Raw genomic sequence first — 19,004 nt, forward strand, 5'->3', positions numbered from 1 at the left:
CCGCGATCAGCTGTTGAACGGCATGTTGAAGGCCTTGAGCAGCGCCTTCGCTTCCGCGTCTGTCTTCGCGGTCGTGCAGATGACGATGTCGATGCCCCAGACCTCATCGACCTTGTCGAAGTTGATCTCGGGGAAAACGATGTGCTCTTTCAGGCCGGTCGCGTAGTTGCCGCGGCCGTCGAAGCTCTTGCCCGAGACGCCGCGGAAGTCGCGGATGCGCGGCATGGCAACGGTGATCAGACGGTCGAGGAACTCGTACATCCGGTCGCCGCGGAGCGTGACCTTGGCGCCGAGCGGCATGCCTTCACGAACGCGGAAGCCGGCGATCGACTTCTTGGCCTTCGTGACGACGGCGCGCTGGCCGGCGATCGTCGACAGGTCGTCCTGCGCCGATTTCGCCTTCTTGGAGTCGCGAACGGCTTCGGAACCGGCGCCGATGTTGAGCACGATCTTCTCGAGCGTCGGCACCATCATGTCGTTCTTGTAGCCGAACTCTTCCTTGAGAGCCGGCTTGATGGTTTCCCGGTACGCCGTTTTCAGGCGCGGGGTGTAGTTGGCGGTATCGAGCATCAGATCGCCTCCCCGGTGGTCTTGAAGAACCGGACCTTCTTGCCGTCTTCCTCGCGGAATCCGACGCGGCTGGCCTTGCCGTTGCCATCGACGAGCGCGAGGTTGCTCAGGTCGATCGGCATGGCCTTGGGCGTGCGGCCGCCCTGGGTGGTCTGGCTCTGTTTCATGTGGCGGATCGCGACGTTGACGCCGCCGACCACGGCCTTGCCGGCCTTGGGATCGACGCTTTCGATCTCACCGGTCGTGCCCTTGTCCTTGCCGGCAAGCACGACGACCTTGTCACCTTTGCGGAGTTTGGCAGCCATTACAGCACCTCCGGGGCAAGCGAAATGATCTTCATGAAGTTCTTGGCGCGCAGCTCGCGAACAACCGGGCCGAAGATGCGGGTACCGACCGGCTCGTTGTTGTTGTTGAGGATGACGGCGGCGTTCCGGTCGAAGCGGATTGCGGTGCCGTCCTCGCGGCGCACTTCCTTGGCGGTGCGAACCACCACGGCCTTGCGGACATCGCCCTTCTTCACGCGGCCACGCGGGATCGCTTCCTTGACGGAAACGACGATGATGTCGCCCACCGAGGCATAACGGCGGTGCGAACCGCCGAGAACCTTGATGCACTGCACCTTCCGCGCGCCGGAGTTGTCGGCGACGTCCAGATTGGTCTGCATCTGGATCATTCAGATCTCTCCCGACCTTTGGGGGCTGTTCTGGTTGTTGGCCCCCAGGGTTTCGATTGCAAAGGCGTCAGCTGTGCGCTGCCGCCTCCTTCTCGTCATGGCGCTGCGCGTCGAGCTTCTGCTCTTCGATGGCGCGCGCCTCCCGCTCCTGACGATCGACTTCGATCATCTCGGGGGTCATCACTTCCCAGCGCTTGGTCTTCGACTTCGGCGCGCATTCACGGATGCGGACCGTGTCGCCCACATTGATGCCGCCGGCCTCATCATGGGCGCGGTACTTCTTCGAGGACCGGACCGTCTTGTGCAGGAGCGGGTGCTTGTAGCGACGCTCGACGGAAACGGTGACGGTGTTGGCGTTGGCCGTGGAGGTCACGGTGCCTTGCAGGATGCGCTTCGGCATGTCGTTACTCCTCGGCCGTGGCGGCGTCGGCCGCCTTCTGGTTCAGGATCGTTTTCACACGGGCCACGTCACGCTTGACCTGGCGCATCCGCGCGGTGTTCTCCAGCTGGCCGGTGGCCTGCTGGAAGCGGAGGTTGAAGGCCTCCTTCTTGAGATCGACAAGCTGGGTCCGGAGCTGATCCGGCGTCTTGTCACGCAGTTCGCTGGCGTTCATTGCGCCTCTTTCCTTTCAACATCACCGGAGAGCCCCTGCCTCGTTCAAGCGAGGGTCACCCTGATTCCCGGTGGAGTACGTGGATGAGGGGGGCTCATACGAGCTGCAGCCCGATATGGCAAGCCTTTATTCATTGGCTCCGAGGGTGCCCCCTGCCCCGGCCGGCTCACCGCCTGCCCCGACGTCTGCCCGAGAAATGCGCAGATTATGGAACGCCACGCCACGCACTCCGTTGTGTTACCAAACAACGAATGGAGGACGCTTATGAAACGTCTGTTTGCAAGCACACTCGCCCTTTCGATCGCCGCGACCGGCGCTGTCGCCCAGGACATGCTAATGGACGGCTATGACCGCGCGGAGCTGATCCGCACGCGGGACATCACCGGCGGCAATATCTACACGATCAACGAGGCCGACGATGAAGGCTGGGATTCCGCCTACGTCTATGACGCGGTCGGCCCCGACTGGAACCAGATCGGCGAGATCGAGGACCTTGTCCTGTCGCGCGACGGTCAGCTGATCGGCATCGTGGCCGAGGTCGGCGGCTTCCTCGATATCGCGGACAAGCACGTCGTGATCCCTGTCGAGAACGTGAGCCTCGTGGCTGTCGATGACGAGACCTATTCCTACGTCACGCGCTACAACGAAGAGCAGCTCGAGCAGCTAGAAGATGTCGATGAGGGCTGGTGGGACTGATTCTCTGACCTTCTGAGATCCAGGAAATGCGGCCCTTCGGGGCCGCATTTTTCATGTGCGGGTCAGCCCCAGGCGTAGTTGAAGGAGACGGAGATCCGCTCCTCCTCCGCCATGTTCATCGGCACCTCGTGGCGCAGCCAGCTCTCCCACAGCATTACATCCCCCACATCCGGCGCCACGTAGACGAACTGGCGCAGCTCCTCCGCCACGCCCTTCCTGCGGGCCGGCGCCGCCATCATCATCGGCAGGCGCGGGTCTTCCAGCTTCAGCGCCGACGTCCCCTCCGGCATGGCCACGTAGGTGGTGCCGGAGATGACGGAATGCGGGTGGATGTGGCTGCCGTGGGTACCGCCCTCGGGGAGGATGTTGATCCAGATATCCTCCAGCCGCAGCGGCTTCTCCTCCAGATCGAACCCCAGCGCCTCGGCGAAGGCGGCGACGTGCTTGTCGAGCACGCGCACCAGCTCCTCGAAGATGGGGAAGCGCCACTGCAGGTCGGTCAGCGAGGCGTAGGAGGTGTAGCCGGGGTAGCCGTTGGCCTCGCACCACTCCTGCCCCGCCTCGTCATCCTCGGCGATGGAGATGCAGGACGCCTCCAGCTCACGCGGGTCTATGGGCCCCTGCTCGGAAAGGGGGGCGCGGTAGAGCGGGGTGACGAAGAGATTGCGGAGGTCTGCCATGGGCCCTCTCTAGCCGGGCCGGCGAGCCGCCGCTAGCCCTTGGCGGCCTGCTCCATCTCCACCGAGAAACGCTTGCGCAGCTCCTTGCGCAGGACGGCAGCGCGCTGGCGGCGGGCCTCCTCCTGCGTGAGGACGCGCAGCTCGGGAACCTCAACCGGGCGCCCTTCGTCATCGACGGCGACCATGGTGAAGTAGCAGGAATTGGTGTGCCGGCGGCGACCGGTGCGGATGTTCTCCGCCTCCACCCTTATGCCGATCTCCATCGAGGTGCGGCCGGCCTGGTTGACGCTGGCCATGAAGCTGACCAGCTCGCCCACCTCGATTGGCTCCTTGAACACCACCTGGTCGACGGAGAGCGTGACGGCGTAGCGCTGCGAGAAGCGCGAGGCGCAGGAAAAGGCGACCCGGTCGAGCAGGCTGAGCAGCGCGCCGCCGTGCACCTTGCCGGAGAAGTTCGCCATGTCCGGCGTCATCAGCTCCGTCATTTCCAGCTTGCGTGGGTCCATGCCGCTCCCTCCCGGATCATCCGGTCCGTCTTAGCGATCCGGCGGCGACCGCTGCCAGCCGAAATGCCGGAGGGCAAAGAAAAAGCCCCGCCGTTTCCGGCGGGGCTTTCCAAAGGTGAATGGTTTGCACGCTTACCAGTCTTCGCGAACCACCGTCTTGGTCTTGATCGGCAGCTTCATCGCGGCCAGGCGCAGCGCCTCGCGGGCGATGTCCTCGGCGACGCCGTCGATCTCGAACATGATCCGGCCCGGCTTCACCTTGGCGGCCCAGAAGTCGACGGAGCCTTTACCTTTACCCATCCGGACTTCGACCGGCTTGGAGGAGACCGCGACATCCGGGAAGATCCGGATCCAGACCCGGCCCTGACGCTTCATGTGACGCGTCAGCGCCCGGCGGGCGGCTTCGATCTGGCGGGCGGTGACCCGCTCGGGCTCCAGCGCCTTCAGGCCGAAGGTGCCGAAGTTCAGGGCGCTGCCGCCCTTCGCCTCGCCGTGGATCCGGCCCTTGTGCTGTTTGCGGAATTTCGTGCGCTTCGGTTGCAGCATCTCGTTTCCTCCTTAGCGATCCCGGCCAGGCCGGGCGCCGCGCGGGACGGAAGCATCCTGCAGCTCCTGAGCCTTGCGCTCACGGGCTTGCGGGTCATGCTCCATGATCTCGCCTTTGAAGATCCACACCTTGATGCCGATGATGCCGTAGGGCGTCATGGCTTCGGACAGGGCGTAGTCGATGTCGGCACGAAGGGTGTGCAGGGGCACGCGGCCCTCGCGGTACCACTCCGTCCGGGCAATCTCGGCGCCGCCGAGGCGGCCGGCGAGGTTGATCCGGATGCCGAGCGCACCCATGCGCATGGCGTTCTGCACCGAGCGCTTCATGGCGCGGCGGAAGCCGACCCGACGCTCGAGCTGCTGGGCGATGGACTCGCCGACCAGCGCTGCGTCCAGCTCCGGCTTGCGGACCTCGACGATGTTCAGGTGCAGCTCGCTGTCCGTGAGGTTGGACAGCTTCTTGCGCAGCACCTCGATATCGGCGCCTTTCTTGCCGATGATCACGCCCGGACGGGCGGCGTGGATCGTGACCCGGCACTTGCGGTGCGGGCGTTCGATGATCACACGGGAAATGCCGGCCTGCTTGCACTCCTTCTTGATGAACTCCTTGATGTGGATGTCCTCAAGAAGAAGATCGCCGTATTCCTTGGTGTTTGCGTACCAGCGGCTGTCCCAGGTCCGGTTGACCTGAAGACGCATGCCGACGGGATTGACCTTGTTACCCATTAGGCTTGCTCCTCGACCTGACGGACCTTGATGGTGAGCTCCGAGAACGGCTTCATGATCTTGCCGTACCGGCCGCGAGCCCGCGGACGGCCACGCTTCATGACCAGATTCTTGCCCACGTAGGCCTCGGCGACGATGAGGTCATCGACGTCCAGGTTGTGGTTGTTCTCGGCGTTCGCGATGGCCGACTGCAGGCACTTCTTGACGTCCTGCGAGACGCGCCGCTTCGAGAAGGTGAGATCGGCGAGCGCCGTTTCCACCTTCTTGCCGCGGATCAGACCGGCGACGAGGTTGAGCTTCTGCGGCGAGGTCCGAAGCATGCGCAGTTTCGCCATTGCTTCGTTGTCGGCCACGCGGCGGGGGTTCTTTTCCTTGCCCATGACTTACTTCCGCTTCGCTTTTTTGTCGGCGGCGTGACCGTAGTAGGTCCGCGTCGGCGCATATTCACCGAACTTCTGGCCGATCATGTCCTCGGAGACGAGGACGGGGATGTGCTTGTGGCCGTTGTAGACGCCAAACGTCAGCCCCACGAACTGGGGGAGGATCGTCGAGCGGCGCGACCAGATCTTGATGACTTCCTTGCGCCCGCCTTCGCGCGACTGCTCCGCCTTCTTCAGGACGTAGCTATCGACGAACGGGCCTTTCCAAACAGAACGTGCCATGGATTAGCGGCCTTTCCTGGCGTGACGGGAACGAAGAATGAGCTGCGACGAGCCCTTCTTGCGATTGCGCGTGCGGTTGCCCTTGGTGCCCTTGCCCCACGGGGTGACCGGGTGACGGCCCCCGGAGGTGCGACCCTCACCACCACCATGCGGGTGGTCGATCGGGTTCATGGCGACACCGCGGACGGAGGGGCGGATGCCCTTGTGCCGCATGCGGCCGGCCTTGCCGAAATCCTGGTTCGAGTTGTCCGGGTTGGACACGGCGCCGACGGTGGCCATGCACTCCTGACGGACGAGGCGAAGCTCGCCGGAGGAGAGGCGGATCTGCGCGTAGCCGCCATCGCGGCCGACGAACTGGGCGTAGGTGCCGGCGGCGCGGGCGATCTGGCCACCCTTGCCGGGCTTCAGCTCGACATTGTGGACGATCGTGCCGATCGGCATGCCGGAGAAGGGCATCGCGTTGCCCGGCTTGATGTCGACCTTGCGGCCGGCATAGATCTTGTCGCCCACGGCCAGGCGCTGCGGCGCGAGGATGTAGGTGCGTTCGCCGTCTTCGTACTGGATCAGCGCGATGAAGGCGGTGCGGTTCGGGTCGTATTCGATCCGGGCCACGACGGCCGCCATGTCATGCTTGGTGCGTTTGAAATCGACGATGCGATAGAGGCGCTTCGCCCCGCCGCCCTTGCGGCGCATCGTGATCCGGCCGGTGTTGTTCCGGCCGCCGTTCTTCGTCAGACCCTCGGTCAGCGCCTTGACGGGGCGCCCCTTCCAAAGTTCTGAACGGTCGATCAGCACCAGCCCGCGCTGGCCCGGCGTCGTCGGCTTATACGACTTGAGTGCCATGCTTTCTGTCTTCCGTTGCTGTGCGGGCCGTTGCCCGGCAGGTGACCGGGGCCCGTCTGTGATTGAGGGCCCCGTAGGTCCCAGAGTTTAGGGCCCCGAAGGTCCCCGATGCCAATGCTCGGTTGAGCAAAAACGAAGCCCCGGACGAATCCGGGGCCTCGCGGATGGCCTCCCTTAAGGGAGATGCACCATCGGGTCAAGCAGCGCCCCCGGCTGCCCTGCCGCAGCGCCGCCGGGCCACCGAATAGTTCACCATTGACAGAACTGTCGGGCTCAGGAATACTTCACCACATGGAAAACAATCAGACTGACCTCGACAGCATCTTCCAGGCCCTCGCCGATCCGACCCGGCGGGCCGTGGTGCAGCGGCTGGGGGAAGGCTCGGCGACGGTCAGCGAGCTCGCCGCGCCCTTCCAGATGGGGCTGCCCGCCTTCCTCAAGCACATCGCGGTGCTCGAGGCGGCCGGGCTCGTCACCTCGATCAAGGTCGGCCGTGTGCGCACCTGCACGCTGGAGGAAGACAAGCTGGAAGCGGCCGCGGGCTGGTTTCAGGACCAACGAGAGCAATGGAAAGCCCGCTACGAACAACTCGACGCGCTGCTCGACACCCTCAAAGCAAGGAAGAAGACATGAGCCCCGCCCTGCGCTACGACTTCACCCCCGACATGGAGAGCGCCACCATCACCATGGTGCGCGAGTTCAACGCCCCGCGCCCTCTGGTCTGGGAGTGCTACACCACGGCCGACCTGCTCGACCGCTGGTACGCCCCCAAGCCCCTCACCGCCCGCACCAAGCATCTCGACTTCCGGGTGGGCGGCTACTGGCTCTTCGCCATGATCACGCCCGAGGGGCAGGAATACTGGAGCCGGCAGGATTACCAGGCCATCCAGCCGACCGAGAGCATCACGATGCTCGACGCCTTCAGCGATGCCGAGGCCAGCATCAACCCCGACCTGCCCCGCGCCGTGGTGGAGATGCACTTCGCCGCGGCGGAGGATGGCTGCGTGGTGACCTCTGTCACCCGCTATCCGTCGAAGGACGACCTTCAGAAGGTCATCGACATGGGCATGGAGGCCGGCATGGCCTCGACCCTTGAGCGGCTCGACGAGCTGCTCGCCACGCTCAGCGAGAAGGACGCGCAATGACAGCCCCGACCATCACCATCGACACCCTCGTCGCCGCCCCGCCCGAAACGGCGTGGCGGACCTATGTCGAGCCGGAGCACATCACCCAGTGGAACTTCGCCAGCGACGACTGGTGCTGCCCCGCCGCCAGCAACGAGCTCCGCCCCGGCGGGCATTACGTCGCCCGGATGGAAGCGAAGGACGGCTCGATGGGATTCGACTTCGAGGCCACCTACGAGACCGTCACTCCGGGCGAGGGCTTTGTCATGACGATGCCCGACGGCCGCAAGATGGAGACACGCTTCAGCCCCGAGGGGACCGGCACGCGGGTGACGACCACCTTCGAAGCAGAGAGCGAGAACTCCGCCGAGATGCAGCGTGCCGGCTGGCAGGCCATCCTCGACAATTACAAGGCACACGTCGCCTCTCTGTGAGGCCCCCAAACGCAAAAGGCCCCCGCTCTCGCGGGGGCCTTTCTCAATTCACGGACCGGGTCTCAGAGACCGGTCGAGACGTCGATCGTGTTGCCCTCGGCGAGGGTCACATAGGCCTTCTTGACGCTCTTGCGCGTGCCGAGCTGGCCGCGGAAGCGCTTGACCTTGCCCTTGGTGATCGCGGTGTTCACCGCGGTCACCTTGACGCCAAAGAGCTCTTCGACAGCTTCTTTGATCATCGGCTTCGTCGCGGCGATATCCACCTCGAAGACGACGGCGTTGGCTTCGGAGGCCATCGTCGCCTTCTCCGTGATGATCGGCGAGCGGATCACGTCGTAATGGTCTGCCTTGGCACTCATTTCAGGCGAGCCTCCAGAGCTTCGACCCCCGCTTTCGTCAGCACGAGCGTGCCCGAACGCAGGATGTCGTAGACGTTGGCACCCATCGAGGGCAGCACGTCCAGGTTGGCGATGTTGGCCGCGGCGCGGGCGAAGCCCTCGTTGACCTCGGCCCCGTCGATCACCAGCGGCTTGTTCCAGCCGAGCGTCTTGACCGACTTGGCCAGGATGCTCGTCTTGGCGTCAGCCAAGTCGGCGGTGTCGATGATCACCAGCTCGCCCGCTTTCAGCTTGGACGACAGCGCGTGGCGCAGGCCCAGCTTGCGGAACTTCTTGGTCAGCTCGTGATCGTGGCTGCGCGGCGTCGGGCCCTTGTACGTGCCACCGTGACGGAAGATCGGCGCCTTCTTGGAGCCGTGGCGAGCGCCGCCCGTGCCCTTCTGGCGATAGATCTTCTTCGTCGAGTAGCTCACGTCGGAGCGACCCAGCGTCGCGTGGGTGCCCTGCTGGGCGCGGGCACGCTGCCAGCGCACAACACGGTGCAGGATGTCGGCCCGCGGCTCCAGCCCGAAGATCTCGTCGGAGAGATCGACGGAGCCGGCGCTCTTGCCGTCGAGATTGATGGCATCAGCTTTCATTGGACTCGTCTCCTTCCGACTTCAGGTCGGCCTCGGCCTCCTTCAGCGCTGCTTCTTCGGCAGCGGCCTGTTCGGCGGCCAGACGTTCGGCCTCGGCGGCTTCCTCGGCGGCGGCCTGCTCCGCGGCTTCCGCCGCAACGCGCTCGGCCTCGGCCTTGGCGCTCTTCAGCGCCGCCGGGTAGATCAGGTTCTCGGGGAGCGGCTTCTTCACGGCATCCTTCACCGTGACCCAGCTGCCCTTCACGCCGGGGACGGCGCCCTTGACCATGATCAGGCCACGGTCGGCATCCGTGCGCACCACCTGCAGGTTCTGCGTGGTGACACGGGCGGCGCCCATGTGGCCGGCCATCTTCTTGCCTTTGAACACCTTGCCCGGGTCCTGGCACTGGCCGGTGGAGCCGTGCGAACGGTGCGAGATCGACACGCCGTGCGTGGCGCGCAGACCGCCGAAGTTGTGGCGCTTCATCGCACCGGCAAAGCCTTTACCGGTGGACGTGCCCGAGACGTCGACGAACTGGCCGGCGAAGTAGTGATCGGCGATGATCTCCTCGCCGATCCCGATCAGGTTCTCGGGGGCGACGCGGAATTCCGCGATCTTCCGCTTGGGCTCTACCTTGGCGGCCGCGAAGTGGCCGCGCAGGGCGCGCGTGGTGTTCTTGGCCTTGGCGGTGCCGGCGCCGAGCTGGACGGCGGCGTAGCCGTCCTTCTCCACCGTGCGGGTCGCCACGACCTGCAGATTATCGAGCTGGAGAACGGTAACAGGGATCTGCTTGCCGTCTTCCATGAAGAGCCGGGTCATGCCGACCTTCTTTGCGATCACTCCGGAGCGCAACATGGGCGGGCCTCCTTAAACCTTGATCTCGACATCGACACCGGCAGCGAGGTCGAGCTTCATCAGCGCGTCCACGGTCTGCGGGGTCGGGTCCACGATATCCAGGAGCCGCTTGTGGGTGCGGATCTCGAACTGGTCGCGGGATTTCTTGTCGATGTGCGGGCCACGGAGAACCGTGAACTTCTCGATCTTGTTCGGCAGCGGGATAGGCCCGCGGACAGACGCACCGGTGCGCTTGGCGGTCTGGACGATCTCATGCGTCGAGGCATCGAGCACGCGATAGTCGAACGCCTTGAGCCGGATGCGAATGTTTTGGCTTTGAGCGGCCATTGGATTGCCCTTCGCGGCTTGTTTCAACCCGAGAGGTGGACGGCGCGGAATTGCGCGGCCCACGTCGGTTTCTTGTTCTTGTCAGGCCGGCCCGCGGGGCGGACCGGCCCTGTCCCTCGTCTTACTCGATGATTTTCGAGACGACGCCGGAGCCGACGGTGCGGCCGCCTTCGCGGATGGCGAAGCGCAGGCCTTCTTCCATGGCGATCGGGTAGATCAGCTCGGCCGACAGCTTCAGGTTGTCGCCGGGCATCACCATCTCGGTGCCGGAGGGCAGCTCGACCGTGCCGGTCACGTCCGTCGTGCGGAAGTAGAACTGCGGGCGGTAGTTCGCGAAGAACGGCGTGTGACGGCCGCCCTCTTCCTTGGTCAGGATGTAGACCTCGGCTTCGAACTTCGTGTGCGGCTTCACCGAGCCGGGCTTGCAGAGCACCTGGCCCCGCTCGACGCCGTCACGGTCGATGCCGCGCAGCAGCGCGCCGATGTTGTCGCCGGCCTCGCCGCGGTCGAGCAGCTTGCGGAACATCTCGACGCCCGTGCAGGTCGTCTTCTTGGTGTCCTTGATGCCGACGATCTCGAGCTCGTCGCCGACGTTGACGACACCGCGCTCGACACGGCCGGTCACGACGGTGCCGCGGCCGGAGATCGAGAACACGTCCTCGATCGGCATCAGGAAGGGCTGGTCGACGGCACGCGCCGGGGTCGGGATGTAGTCATCCACGGCCGCCATCAGTTCCTTGATCTTCTCTTCGCCGATTTCCGGGTCACGGCCTTCGAGCGCGGCGAGGGCCGAGCCGGCGATGATCGGGATGTCGTCGCCCGGGTAGTCGTAGGCGGTGAGCAGCTCGCGCACTTCCATCTCGACGAGCTCGAGGAGCTCGGCGTCATCGACTTGGTCGACCTTGTTGAGGAAGACGACCATCTTCGGGATGCCGACCTGACGGCCGAGCAGGATGTGCTCGCGCGTCTGCGGCATCGGGCCGTCGGCGGCGTTCACGACGAGGATCGCGCCGTCCATCTGGGCGGCACCGGTGATCATGTTCTTCACGTAGTCGGCGTGGCCGGGGCAGTCGACGTGCGCGTAGTGACGGTTCTCCGTCTCGTACTCGACGTGGGCCGTGGAGATCGTGATCCCGCGGGCCTTCTCTTCCGGCGCCGCATCGATCTGGTCGTAGGCCTGGAAGTCGCCGAAGTACTTCGTGATCGCCGCCGTCAGCGTCGTCTTGCCGTGGTCGACGTGACCGATCGTGCCGATGTTCACGTGCGGCTTGTTGCGTTCAAACTTGGCCTTGGACATGTCTGTCTTCCTTTTGAGTCAACGGTGCGTGGCGAGCACGCACCCTACGGGTGGGTAGGGTGCGTGGTTGCCCACGCACCGCCGGATCATGCGTATTTCTTCTGGATCTCGTCCGAGATGTTCTGCGGCACGGCCTCGTAATGGGCGAACTGCATCGTGAACACGGCGCGGCCGGAGGACATGGAGCGCAGGTTGTTGATGTAGCCGAACATGTTGGCCAGCGGCACGAAGGCGTTGATCACGTTGGCGTTGCCGCGCGTGTCCTGCCCCTGAACCATGCCCCGACGGGAGGTCAGGTCGCCGATGATCGAACCGGTGTACTCTTCCGGCGAGACAACCTCGACCTTCATGATCGGCTCCAGCAGCTTGGCGCCGGCCTTGCGGAGGCCTTCACGCATGCACATGCGGGAGGCGATCTCGAAGGCGAGGACGCTGGAGTCCACGTCGTGGAACTTGCCGTCGACGAGGGCGACCTTGAAGTCGATCACGGGGAAGCCGGCCAGCGGGCCGCTATCCATGACGGAGTTGATGCCCTTCTCGACGCCGGGGATGTACTCCTTCGGCACCGCGCCACCGACGATCCGGCTCTCGAAGGAATAGCCTTCGCCCGGCTCTGTCGGCGAGATGATCAGCTTCACCTCGGCGAACTGACCGGAGCCGCCCGACTGCTTCTTGTGCGTGTAGGTGTGCTCGATCTCGTGACCGATGGTTTCGCGGTAGGCCACCTGCGGCGCGCCGATGTTGGCCTCGACCTTGAACTCGCGCTTGAGGCGATCGACGAGGATGTCGAGGTGAAGTTCGCCCATGCCCTTCATGATCGTCTGGCCCGACTCGATGTCGGTCTCGACGCGGAAGGACGGGTCTTCGGCGGCAAGGCGCTGCAGACCGGCGGACATCTTCTCCTGGTCGGCCTTCGTCTTCGGCTCGACGGCGATCTCGATCACCGGGTCGGGGAAGGTCATCGTTTCCAGCACCACCGGCTTCTGCGGATCGCAGAGCGTGTCGCCCGTGGTCGTGGACTTCAGGCCGGCCAGCGCGATGATGTCGCCGGCGAAGGCCTCGGTGATCTCTTCCTGCTTGTTGGAGTGCATCATGACCATGCGGCCGATGCGCTCACGGTTGCCCTTGGTCGAGTTCAGCAGGCTCTCACCCTTGACCATCTTGCCGGAGTAGATCCGGGTGAAGGTCAGCGTGCCCATGAAGGGGTCGTTCATGATCTTGAAGGCGAGGCCCGAGAAGGGCTCGTCGTCATCGGCATGACGCGGGATGTTGCGCTCTTCCGTCTCGTCATCGGGCGAGAAGCCCATGTAAGCCGGCACGTCGAGGGGGGACGGCAGGAAATCGATGACGGAGTTCAGCAGCGGCTGGACGCCCTTGTTCTTGAAGGCGGAGCCGGCGGTGACGGGCACGAAGGTCAGCGACAGGCAGCCCTTGCGGATCAGCGCGCGCAGCGTGTCGACATCGGGCTCTTCGCCTTCGAGGTAGGCCATCATCGCGTCGTCGTCCATTTCGACGGCGTTCTCGATGAGCGTGGCGCGCCACTCGTTGGCGAGCTCTTTCAGGTCGTCACGGATCGGCTGGCGCACCCAGGAGGCGCCCAGGTCTTCACCGAGCCAGACCCACTCTTCCATGGTGATCAGGTCGATGATGCCTTCCAGCTTGTCCTCGGCGCCGATCGGCAGGGCGATCGGAACGGGGGTCGCGCCGGTGCGGTCCTTGATCATCTTCACGCAGTTGAAGAAGTCGGCGCCGATCTTGTCCATCTTGTTGACGAAGACGATGCGCGGAACCTTGTAGCGGTCGGCCTGGCGCCAGACGGTCTCCGTCTGCGGCTCGACACCGGCGTTGCCGTCGAGCAGGCAGATCGCGCCGTCGAGCACGGCCAGCGACCGCTCGACCTCGATCGTGAAGTCGACGTGGCCGGGGGTGTCGATGATGTTGAAGCGGTACTTCGTGTCCGAGGTGCCATCGGCGGTCGGATCATCCTGCCGCTGCCAGAACGTGGTCGTGGCGGCGGAGGTGATGGTGATCCCGCGTTCCTGCTCCTGCTCCATCCAGTCCATGGTGGCGGCGCCATCGTGGACTTCACCGATCTTGTGGGACCGGCCGGTGTAGAAGAGGATGCGCTCGGTCGTCGTGGTCTTGCCCGCGTCGATGTGGGCCATGATCCCGATATTGCGATAACGCTTCAGGGGATAGTCGCGTGCCATGGGAGAGGTCCTCAGGCTAGAATTCGGTTACCAGCGGTAGTGGCTGAACGCCTTGTTGGCGTCGGCCATCTTGTGCGTGTCTTCGCGCTTCTTCACGGCGGAGCCGCGGCCGTTCACTGCGTCGAGCAGTTCGCCGGCGAGGCGCTCTTCCATCGTGTTCTCGTTGCGCTTCGCGCTCGCCTCGATCAGCCAGCGGATGGCCAGCGCCTCGCGGCGCTCGGGGCGCACCTCGACGGGGACCTGGTAGGTCGCACCGCCAACGCGGCGGGAGCGCACTTCGAGGCTCGGCTTGATGTTGTCGAGCGCCTCGTGGAACACCTCCACGGGGGCGCGCTTGAGGCGGCCCTCGACGCGGTCGAACGCGTTGTAGACGATGCGCTCGGCGACGGCTTTCTTGCCGTCGATCATCAGGTTGTTCATGAATTTCGTCAGCACCCGATCGCCGAACTTGGCATCGGGGAGGACTTCGCGCTTCTCGGCAGCGTGACGGCGGGACATCTGAAGAACTCCTTACTTCGGGCGCTTGGCGCCGTACTTCGAGCGGCGCTGCTTGCGGTCTTTGACGCCCTGCGTGTCGAGGACACCGCGCAGAATGTGATAACGGACACCCGGAAGGTCCTTCACCCGGCCCCCGCGGATGAGCACAACGGAGTGCTCCTGCAGGTTGTGGCTTTCACCCGGAATGTAGGAGATCACCTCATACTGGTTCGTCAGGCGAACCTTGGCGACCTTCCGCATGGCGGAGTTCGGCTTCTTCGGCGTCGTGGTGTAGACGCGCGTGCAGACGCCGCGCTTCTGCGGACAGCCCTCGAGGTGCTGCGACTTCGACTTCGTGACCTTCGGCTTCCGCGGCTTGCGGATCAGCTGCTGGATCGTTGGCATTGGGCTCTTTTCCCCGCTTCCTGCTAACTCGCGGCCCCGGAGGTCCGCCGATCGTCTCTTCATGCGCCGCATGAAGCGGCCTGACCGTTGTCGCCCCGCATATCAGTGCAGGACGCAACGCAAACACCCGCAGGCGCCCCCTGGTCCGGGAAGCGATGCGGTGGGTCTTACAGAGGATCGGGGCATGTCGCCCGGATCGTGACCACTCAACTCTGATTGCCGGGCCGCAAGGATTACCCTGCGCCCGAGTGGTGGCCGTATAGGGGGAGTCGCAGGGGGTGTCAACAGCCCGTCAACCCGGTCTTAGGGAGCGGCAGGGACGGCCCACGGGACGAATCGGATTCGCGGGGCAATTACGACAAATTGTAAACAATGGCTCTAGCGGGCCGGCATTGCCTGCCGGCGGGAGGACGAGCGGGCCCCAAATAGGGCATTTGGGGCGGAATTCTGGCTTTCATGTGGCAGCCCTTTAAAACGGAGGTGCCGCAAAGAGCGGCCAACGACACACGAGGGAAACCATGAAGAATCTGTTCAAGGGGTTCGTGGTTGCGCTGCCGCTCTCGCTCGCATCCGCCCCCGCCTTCGCCACCTGCTGGTGGTGGTGTAGCCCGCCGCCCCCGCCGCCGTCGACCAACGTGCCGGAGATCGACGCCTCCGCCGGCCTGCTCGGACTGGCCGCGCTCGGCGCCGTGATGCTGCTGGTGCACGCCCGCCGCCGGGCCACGTCCTGAGCGGCGCCCACTGGGGCGAGACATGACTTGAAGGCGGCGCGGCCCCCCGGCTGCGCCGCCTTTCTCTTTGGCATCAGATCAGGCTGAAGTCGCCGGCCGCGAGCGCCCAGAGCGCGATCACGAAGTTGGCGACGACATGCGCCCAGATCGCGTCGCTCACCCTGCCCCACCGCAGTGCCAGCGCCGCGAAGACGAGCCCGGCGAGCAGCGCCGCCACCGGCCGGCCATGGAGCAGCGCGAACGGCAGGGTGGAGGCGGCGATGGCCAGCACCTTGCGCGGCCAGCCCGGCCCGTCCAGCCAGTCGAGCAGGATGTAGCCGCGAAAGAAGACCTCCTCCACCAGCGGCACGATCAGGCTCGTCCCCAGCACCCGCACCATCACCCAGCCGAGCAGCGCCGCCGGCGCGAGCCCTGCCAGCTGGGCCATGAGCCCGCCGCTCCCGGCGGGCGCCGTGATTGCCCAGACCACGCCGATGAGCATCCCGGCGGCGAGGGAGGCGGGCGAGGGCTCGCAGATCATCTCCCGGTAGATGCGGCGGAAGGGCCAGAGCGAAAGCGCGACGAGCGCCATGCGCAGCGGGTAGGCCAGCTCCGGCTCGGGGAAGATGGCGTTGCCCACCAGCCCCGTCAGCATGAAGACGATGAAGGGCACGATGCAGGCGGCGGCAAGATCTTCCGCCCACCGCGGGGCGGACTTCGCGGGGCGGTCCCTGTGCAGCCAGGGCAGCGTCTCCATCAGCGCGACGAGGCCGAGCGCCACGAGGCAGAAGAAGATCCAGCCTGCGTGGGAGTGGAAGCCCCCGACCGCCAGCTCCTCCGCCCCGTTGGAGCCGATCTTCACCAGCGCCGCGATGCGCAGCATGTTGAGCAGCCAGCTCGCCAGCATCGCCAGCGGCAGCACCAGCGCGAAGAAGCGGCCGAGGTGGATCGTCTGGCGAAAGAGCAGCGCGTAGAGCGAGCCGAAGGCGAGGACGAGGACGATCCCCTCGATCCCCGAGCAGCTGTTGGCCACGCGGACGGAGAAGGTCTGCGTCCCGAGGATGGCGGCGGCGACGTCGACATGGACAGTCTCGCCCATCGCATCCAGCAGCAGGGCCGCGCCGCCCAGCGTCGCGGCGGCCATGGCCTGCAGGTTCCACAGCGGCCCGGCGAGGCGCACCACATCCGGCAGGAGCAGCGCGACGAGGAGGAGGAGCGCGCCGGGCGGTCCGATGCTGCGCACCAGCGCGGCAAGGTCGCGGGGGGCGGCGAGCCAGAGGAGCCAGCCGAGGCCGGTGACCACGGCGCCAACGCTCCAGAGGGCGAGGGCCGTGGCGCCGAGCGTGGCGAGGTTGCCGCTCGGGGCGATGAGGGCGGGCGCGAACATCAGCAGGATGCCGACGCCATGCACCCACGGCCAAGGGAACGGCGCGCCGCGCGGGCCGAGGGCCCCCAGCCCGGCGGGCCGGGCCCAGACGAGCATCGCCGCCGCCGCGAGCCCCACCAGCGCCCGCGCCGGCAGGCTCTGCAGGGCGCGGCAGGCGGCGAAGAGGCCCATGTCGGCACATTGGAAGTCGGCGAGCACCTGGTAGACGACCGCCAGCGCCGCGATCTCCGCCAGCGCGAGCAGGCCGAAGAGGGCGATCCGCGGCCAGGGGCGCTGCGGATAGGTCTGGCTCTCAGTCCCGGTGCTCATCCCGCACCTGTTGCCCTTAGAATGCGCCGAAAATTTGACGGATCTCGGGGATCAGGCGGCGGCCTGCCGTCGCCGCGCCCGGGCCAGTGCGCCGTGGACGGCGATGCCGCCACCGAAGGCGACCACCGCGAAGCCGACGAGGCCGGCCGTGCCGAAGACGCCGATGGCGGCGAGCAGGATCGGCGTGCCCAGCGTGTTGCCGAGGTTGCCCATCTGCGCCACGGCGCCGTTGGCGATAGCCTGCGGCCCCGGCTCCGGGTTCAGCGCCGGGATGGCGGAGAAGTTGGCCCCCTGCACGAGCCCCAGCCCGCCGACGAGCGCGATGGGCACCCAGGGGCTGTCCGTCAGCGGCAGCAGCAGGGCGCAGACGGCGGCGACGGCGAAGCCGGCCATGACCACCGGCACCGGTGGGAAGCGGCGCAGGAGGGCGAGGCCCAGCGTCATCGACACGGCGATGCCGGCCAGCGGCATGGCAGCGGCGGCGAAGCCGGGGTTCTCCATCCGCCCCGGCAGGACAGTCAGGATCGAGACCCAGGAGAGGGTGTAGAAGAGCCACGCCAGCGCCGGCGCCGCCATAGCGGGGGAGCGGTAGGCCTCCACGTGCCGGCGGGCGATGGCGGCGAGCGTCAGGCGCGGCGCGTCGGCAGGCCGGGCGATTGTCGGCAGGCTGACGGCGAGGAGCGCGGCCATCGCTGCCATGTAGAGGGCGTGGCCGGCGAAGAGCGCGCCGGGGCCGTAGGCCTCCGCCAGCGGGCGGCCGAGGAGGGCGGTGAGCGCGAAGGCGACGCCGAAGAAGGTGCTCCAGAGCGTCATGGCGACGGGCTTCTGCCGCCCGCTCGCGAGGGAGCCCATGAGCGTCGGCGCGGCGACGACGATGATGAGGTGCGAGAGCCCCTCCACCACCCGGCTGGCCAGCAGCACCGGCAGCGGCGGCAGCGTGACCTGGAAGGCGGAGACGAGCGCGCCGAGGAGGAGGCCGGCGATCAGCAACCGTTTCAGCCCGATCCGGGCGGCGATGAGGCCGGCGAAGAGGCCGAGGAGGATGCCGAGGAAGCTGAGCAGCGACACGGTGAAGCCGAGCGCTGCCCCCGCCTCGGGGTAGGAAAGCCCCAGCGTATCAAAGATGACGGAGACCTTGGCGAACTGCGCCCCTGCCCCCAGCCCGGCGAGCCAGAGCGCCAGGATCACCCACCATTGCCGTCCGGTCCCCATGCGCCCCCTTTGCGGCGGCGGGGCGGGAAGGGCAAGAGGCGACGGGCGCGGAGGAGGCCTCGCGCCCGCTGCGGGCGCCGTCAGTTGAAGGGCCGCAGGTCCCCCCAGCCGACGCGGATCTCGGCGCTTTCGCCGGCGGGCAGCGCGGCGCGCGGCAGCATCTGGCCCCGCACCTCGAAATTCTCGTCGATGCGCACGATCAGCAGCCGGTCGAAGGGATCGGCGCGGCTGACCATAACGGCCTCGTCGCCGCCGGGCGCGATGGTGCGGATGGCGACGCGCTGGTCCCCCAGCGTGCCGCCGGTGGAGCGGCCCCCCTCGCGGCTCAGCGTGATGCCGTAGGTGATGGCGCCGTAAAGCTCCCCGATCTGCTCCCAGAGGCCGAGCTGGCGGCCGGTGAACATCTGGAACTCCTCGGCGAGGGCGAGGAGGTCGCGGTAGATGGGCACCAGCGCGAGGTCGGCCTTGGGGAAGATCCGGGCCAGCTCATGCTCGCCCAGCGACGGGTCGATGGGGCCGCGGCGAGCGGTATCGACGGCATCCCAAAGCATATCGTCCATGTATTCCAGCTCTTGCGACATGTGCGTGCCCCCTGTTCCAACGCGACCCTCAATCGCGGTGAATCGGGGCCTTAATTTGTTCAATCGGGGGAGCCTTTTCGCCGGCCGCCGCCATTCTCTTAAAAAGCGCTTCAAACTGTCTGCTATGCGCGAGGCCTTGGCAGCCTCGCTTTCAATGCCTGCAGACTAACGCATCAACCGCTCTCTTCGCATTAGCCTCGGCCC

Annotated in this window: 28 protein-coding genes; 5 read left to right on the plus strand and 23 right to left on the minus strand. The window is 66.1% G+C overall.

What is annotated here, in order from left to right; genetic code table 11:
* Positions 1–6 precede the first annotated feature (6 nt).
* The 5 genes from rplE to rpmC all read right to left on the minus strand — a co-directional run bounded on the left by rplE (position 7) and on the right by rpmC (position 1,857).
* Positions 7–570, minus strand: a complete 564-nt coding sequence (rplE, locus tag GY170_RS14995) for a 50S ribosomal protein L5 (RefSeq protein ID WP_163895043.1) — start codon at positions 568–570, stop codon at positions 7–9.
* Positions 570–875, minus strand: coding sequence for a 50S ribosomal protein L24 (gene rplX / locus GY170_RS15000; RefSeq protein WP_163895045.1), 306 nt, complete (start codon positions 873–875; stop codon positions 570–572). The genes rplE and rplX overlap by 1 nt, the downstream gene beginning before the upstream one ends.
* Entirely contained in the window at positions 875–1,243 is a 369-nt protein-coding gene (rplN, locus tag GY170_RS15005; RefSeq protein WP_107975769.1) for a 50S ribosomal protein L14, read from the minus strand. Before rplN ends, rplX begins: the two co-directional genes overlap by 1 nt.
* Positions 1,244–1,310: 67 nt before the next feature.
* Positions 1,311–1,643: a 30S ribosomal protein S17 gene (gene rpsQ / locus GY170_RS15010; protein WP_163895047.1), complete on the minus strand. Its 333-nt coding sequence runs from the start codon at positions 1,641–1,643 to the stop codon at positions 1,311–1,313.
* 4 nt (positions 1,644–1,647) lie between these two features.
* On the minus strand, positions 1,648–1,857 hold the full coding sequence (gene rpmC / locus GY170_RS15015) for a 50S ribosomal protein L29 (protein WP_163895049.1): 210 nt from the start codon (positions 1,855–1,857) through the stop codon (positions 1,648–1,650).
* Positions 1,858–2,121: 264 nt separating this feature from the next.
* On the opposite strand from rpmC, the gene GY170_RS15020 reads away from it, so the two are divergent.
* Complete coding sequence (locus GY170_RS15020) at positions 2,122–2,553, plus strand: PRC-barrel domain-containing protein (RefSeq protein WP_163895051.1); 432 nt, start codon at positions 2,122–2,124, stop codon at positions 2,551–2,553.
* 62 nt (positions 2,554–2,615) lie between these two features.
* Here the strand turns inward: GY170_RS15020 and GY170_RS15025 are convergent, their stop codons facing one another.
* The 7 genes from GY170_RS15025 to rplB all read right to left on the minus strand — a co-directional run bounded on the left by GY170_RS15025 (position 2,616) and on the right by rplB (position 6,516).
* Positions 2,616–3,233, minus strand: coding sequence for a 2OG-Fe(II) oxygenase family protein (locus GY170_RS15025; RefSeq protein WP_163895052.1), 618 nt, complete (start codon positions 3,231–3,233; stop codon positions 2,616–2,618).
* 32 nt (positions 3,234–3,265) lie between these two features.
* Positions 3,266–3,739, minus strand: a complete 474-nt coding sequence (locus GY170_RS15030) for an acyl-CoA thioesterase (RefSeq protein WP_163895055.1) — start codon at positions 3,737–3,739, stop codon at positions 3,266–3,268.
* A gap of 132 nt (positions 3,740–3,871) precedes the next feature.
* On the minus strand, positions 3,872–4,285 hold the full coding sequence (gene rplP / locus GY170_RS15035) for a 50S ribosomal protein L16 (protein ID WP_163895056.1): 414 nt from the start codon (positions 4,283–4,285) through the stop codon (positions 3,872–3,874).
* A 12-nt stretch (positions 4,286–4,297) separates the two neighbouring features.
* Positions 4,298–5,011: a 30S ribosomal protein S3 gene (gene rpsC / locus GY170_RS15040; RefSeq protein WP_163895058.1), complete on the minus strand. Its 714-nt coding sequence runs from the start codon at positions 5,009–5,011 to the stop codon at positions 4,298–4,300.
* Positions 5,011–5,391 (minus strand): 50S ribosomal protein L22, encoded by a 381-nt coding sequence (gene rplV, locus GY170_RS15045; protein ID WP_163895060.1) that lies wholly within the window; start codon positions 5,389–5,391, stop codon positions 5,011–5,013. The genes rpsC and rplV overlap by 1 nt, the downstream gene beginning before the upstream one ends.
* A 3-nt stretch (positions 5,392–5,394) precedes the next feature.
* Positions 5,395–5,673, minus strand: coding sequence for a 30S ribosomal protein S19 (rpsS, locus tag GY170_RS15050; RefSeq protein WP_163895063.1), 279 nt, complete (start codon positions 5,671–5,673; stop codon positions 5,395–5,397).
* 3 nt (positions 5,674–5,676) lie between these two features.
* Positions 5,677–6,516: a 50S ribosomal protein L2 gene (gene rplB / locus GY170_RS15055; RefSeq protein WP_163895066.1), complete on the minus strand. Its 840-nt coding sequence runs from the start codon at positions 6,514–6,516 to the stop codon at positions 5,677–5,679.
* A 291-nt stretch (positions 6,517–6,807) separates the two neighbouring features.
* On the opposite strand from rplB, the gene GY170_RS15060 reads away from it, so the two are divergent.
* Genes GY170_RS15060 through GY170_RS15070 form a run of 3 tightly spaced genes read left to right on the plus strand, consistent with a single transcriptional unit; the run spans position 6,808 to position 8,074 of the window.
* Complete coding sequence (locus tag GY170_RS15060; RefSeq protein ID WP_163895068.1) at positions 6,808–7,149, plus strand: ArsR/SmtB family transcription factor; 342 nt, start codon at positions 6,808–6,810, stop codon at positions 7,147–7,149.
* Positions 7,146–7,661 carry an SRPBCC family protein gene (locus tag GY170_RS15065; RefSeq protein WP_163895070.1) on the plus strand — a complete coding sequence of 172 codons (516 nt, stop codon included), beginning with the start codon at positions 7,146–7,148 and terminating at the stop codon, positions 7,659–7,661. The genes GY170_RS15060 and GY170_RS15065 overlap by 4 nt, the downstream gene beginning before the upstream one ends.
* Entirely contained in the window at positions 7,658–8,074 is a 417-nt protein-coding gene (locus tag GY170_RS15070; protein WP_163895072.1) for an SRPBCC family protein, read from the plus strand. Before GY170_RS15065 ends, GY170_RS15070 begins: the two co-directional genes overlap by 4 nt.
* A 62-nt stretch (positions 8,075–8,136) precedes the next feature.
* Here the strand turns inward: GY170_RS15070 and GY170_RS15075 are convergent, their stop codons facing one another.
* The 8 genes from GY170_RS15075 to rpsL all read right to left on the minus strand — a co-directional run bounded on the left by GY170_RS15075 (position 8,137) and on the right by rpsL (position 14,601).
* Positions 8,137–8,433, minus strand: coding sequence for a 50S ribosomal protein L23 (locus tag GY170_RS15075; RefSeq protein WP_163895074.1), 297 nt, complete (start codon positions 8,431–8,433; stop codon positions 8,137–8,139).
* Positions 8,430–9,050, minus strand: coding sequence for a 50S ribosomal protein L4 (gene rplD / locus GY170_RS15080; protein WP_163895076.1), 621 nt, complete (start codon positions 9,048–9,050; stop codon positions 8,430–8,432). Before rplD ends, GY170_RS15075 begins: the two co-directional genes overlap by 4 nt.
* Positions 9,040–9,885, minus strand: a complete 846-nt coding sequence (gene rplC / locus GY170_RS15085) for a 50S ribosomal protein L3 (protein WP_163895078.1) — start codon at positions 9,883–9,885, stop codon at positions 9,040–9,042. Before rplC ends, rplD begins: the two co-directional genes overlap by 11 nt.
* 12 nt (positions 9,886–9,897) lie before the next feature.
* Positions 9,898–10,212: a 30S ribosomal protein S10 gene (rpsJ, locus tag GY170_RS15090; RefSeq protein ID WP_163895395.1), complete on the minus strand. Its 315-nt coding sequence runs from the start codon at positions 10,210–10,212 to the stop codon at positions 9,898–9,900.
* A 121-nt stretch (positions 10,213–10,333) separates the two neighbouring features.
* Positions 10,334–11,509 (minus strand): elongation factor Tu, encoded by a 1,176-nt coding sequence (tuf, locus tag GY170_RS15095; protein ID WP_163894806.1) that lies wholly within the window; start codon positions 11,507–11,509, stop codon positions 10,334–10,336.
* An 86-nt stretch (positions 11,510–11,595) separates the two neighbouring features.
* Positions 11,596–13,719, minus strand: coding sequence for an elongation factor G (gene fusA / locus GY170_RS15100; protein WP_163895080.1), 2,124 nt, complete (start codon positions 13,717–13,719; stop codon positions 11,596–11,598).
* 27 nt (positions 13,720–13,746) lie between these two features.
* A complete protein-coding gene (rpsG, locus tag GY170_RS15105; RefSeq protein WP_163895082.1) occupies positions 13,747–14,217 on the minus strand; it encodes a 30S ribosomal protein S7 in 471 nt (156 codons plus the stop codon).
* Between the two features lie 12 nt (positions 14,218–14,229).
* The gene (gene rpsL, locus GY170_RS15110) at positions 14,230–14,601 is read right to left on the minus strand and encodes a 30S ribosomal protein S12 (RefSeq protein ID WP_163895084.1); all 372 of its coding nucleotides are present in this window, start codon (positions 14,599–14,601) and stop codon (positions 14,230–14,232) included.
* 518 nt (positions 14,602–15,119) lie between these two features.
* Here rpsL and GY170_RS15115 point away from each other — a divergent pair.
* Positions 15,120–15,332, plus strand: a complete 213-nt coding sequence (locus GY170_RS15115) for a VPEID-CTERM sorting domain-containing protein (protein ID WP_163895086.1) — start codon at positions 15,120–15,122, stop codon at positions 15,330–15,332.
* A gap of 73 nt (positions 15,333–15,405) precedes the next feature.
* Here GY170_RS15115 and xrtE read toward each other — a convergent pair whose 3' ends face one another.
* The 3 genes from xrtE to GY170_RS15130 all read right to left on the minus strand — a co-directional run bounded on the left by xrtE (position 15,406) and on the right by GY170_RS15130 (position 18,779).
* Positions 15,406–17,007 carry an exosortase E/protease, VPEID-CTERM system gene (gene xrtE, locus GY170_RS15120; protein ID WP_163895088.1) on the minus strand — a complete coding sequence of 534 codons (1,602 nt, stop codon included), beginning with the start codon at positions 17,005–17,007 and terminating at the stop codon, positions 15,406–15,408.
* 51 nt (positions 17,008–17,058) lie between these two features.
* Entirely contained in the window at positions 17,059–18,219 is a 1,161-nt protein-coding gene (locus GY170_RS15125; RefSeq protein ID WP_163895090.1) for an MFS transporter, read from the minus strand.
* Between the two features lie 80 nt (positions 18,220–18,299).
* Positions 18,300–18,779 (minus strand): hypothetical protein, encoded by a 480-nt coding sequence (locus tag GY170_RS15130; RefSeq protein ID WP_163895092.1) that lies wholly within the window; start codon positions 18,777–18,779, stop codon positions 18,300–18,302.
* Between the last annotated feature and the right edge of the window lie 225 nt (positions 18,780–19,004).

The organism is Pseudoroseicyclus tamaricis (genome assembly GCF_012070395.1).
GTDB classification, from domain to species: Bacteria; Pseudomonadota; Alphaproteobacteria; order Rhodobacterales; family Rhodobacteraceae; genus Pseudoroseicyclus_A; species Pseudoroseicyclus_A tamaricis.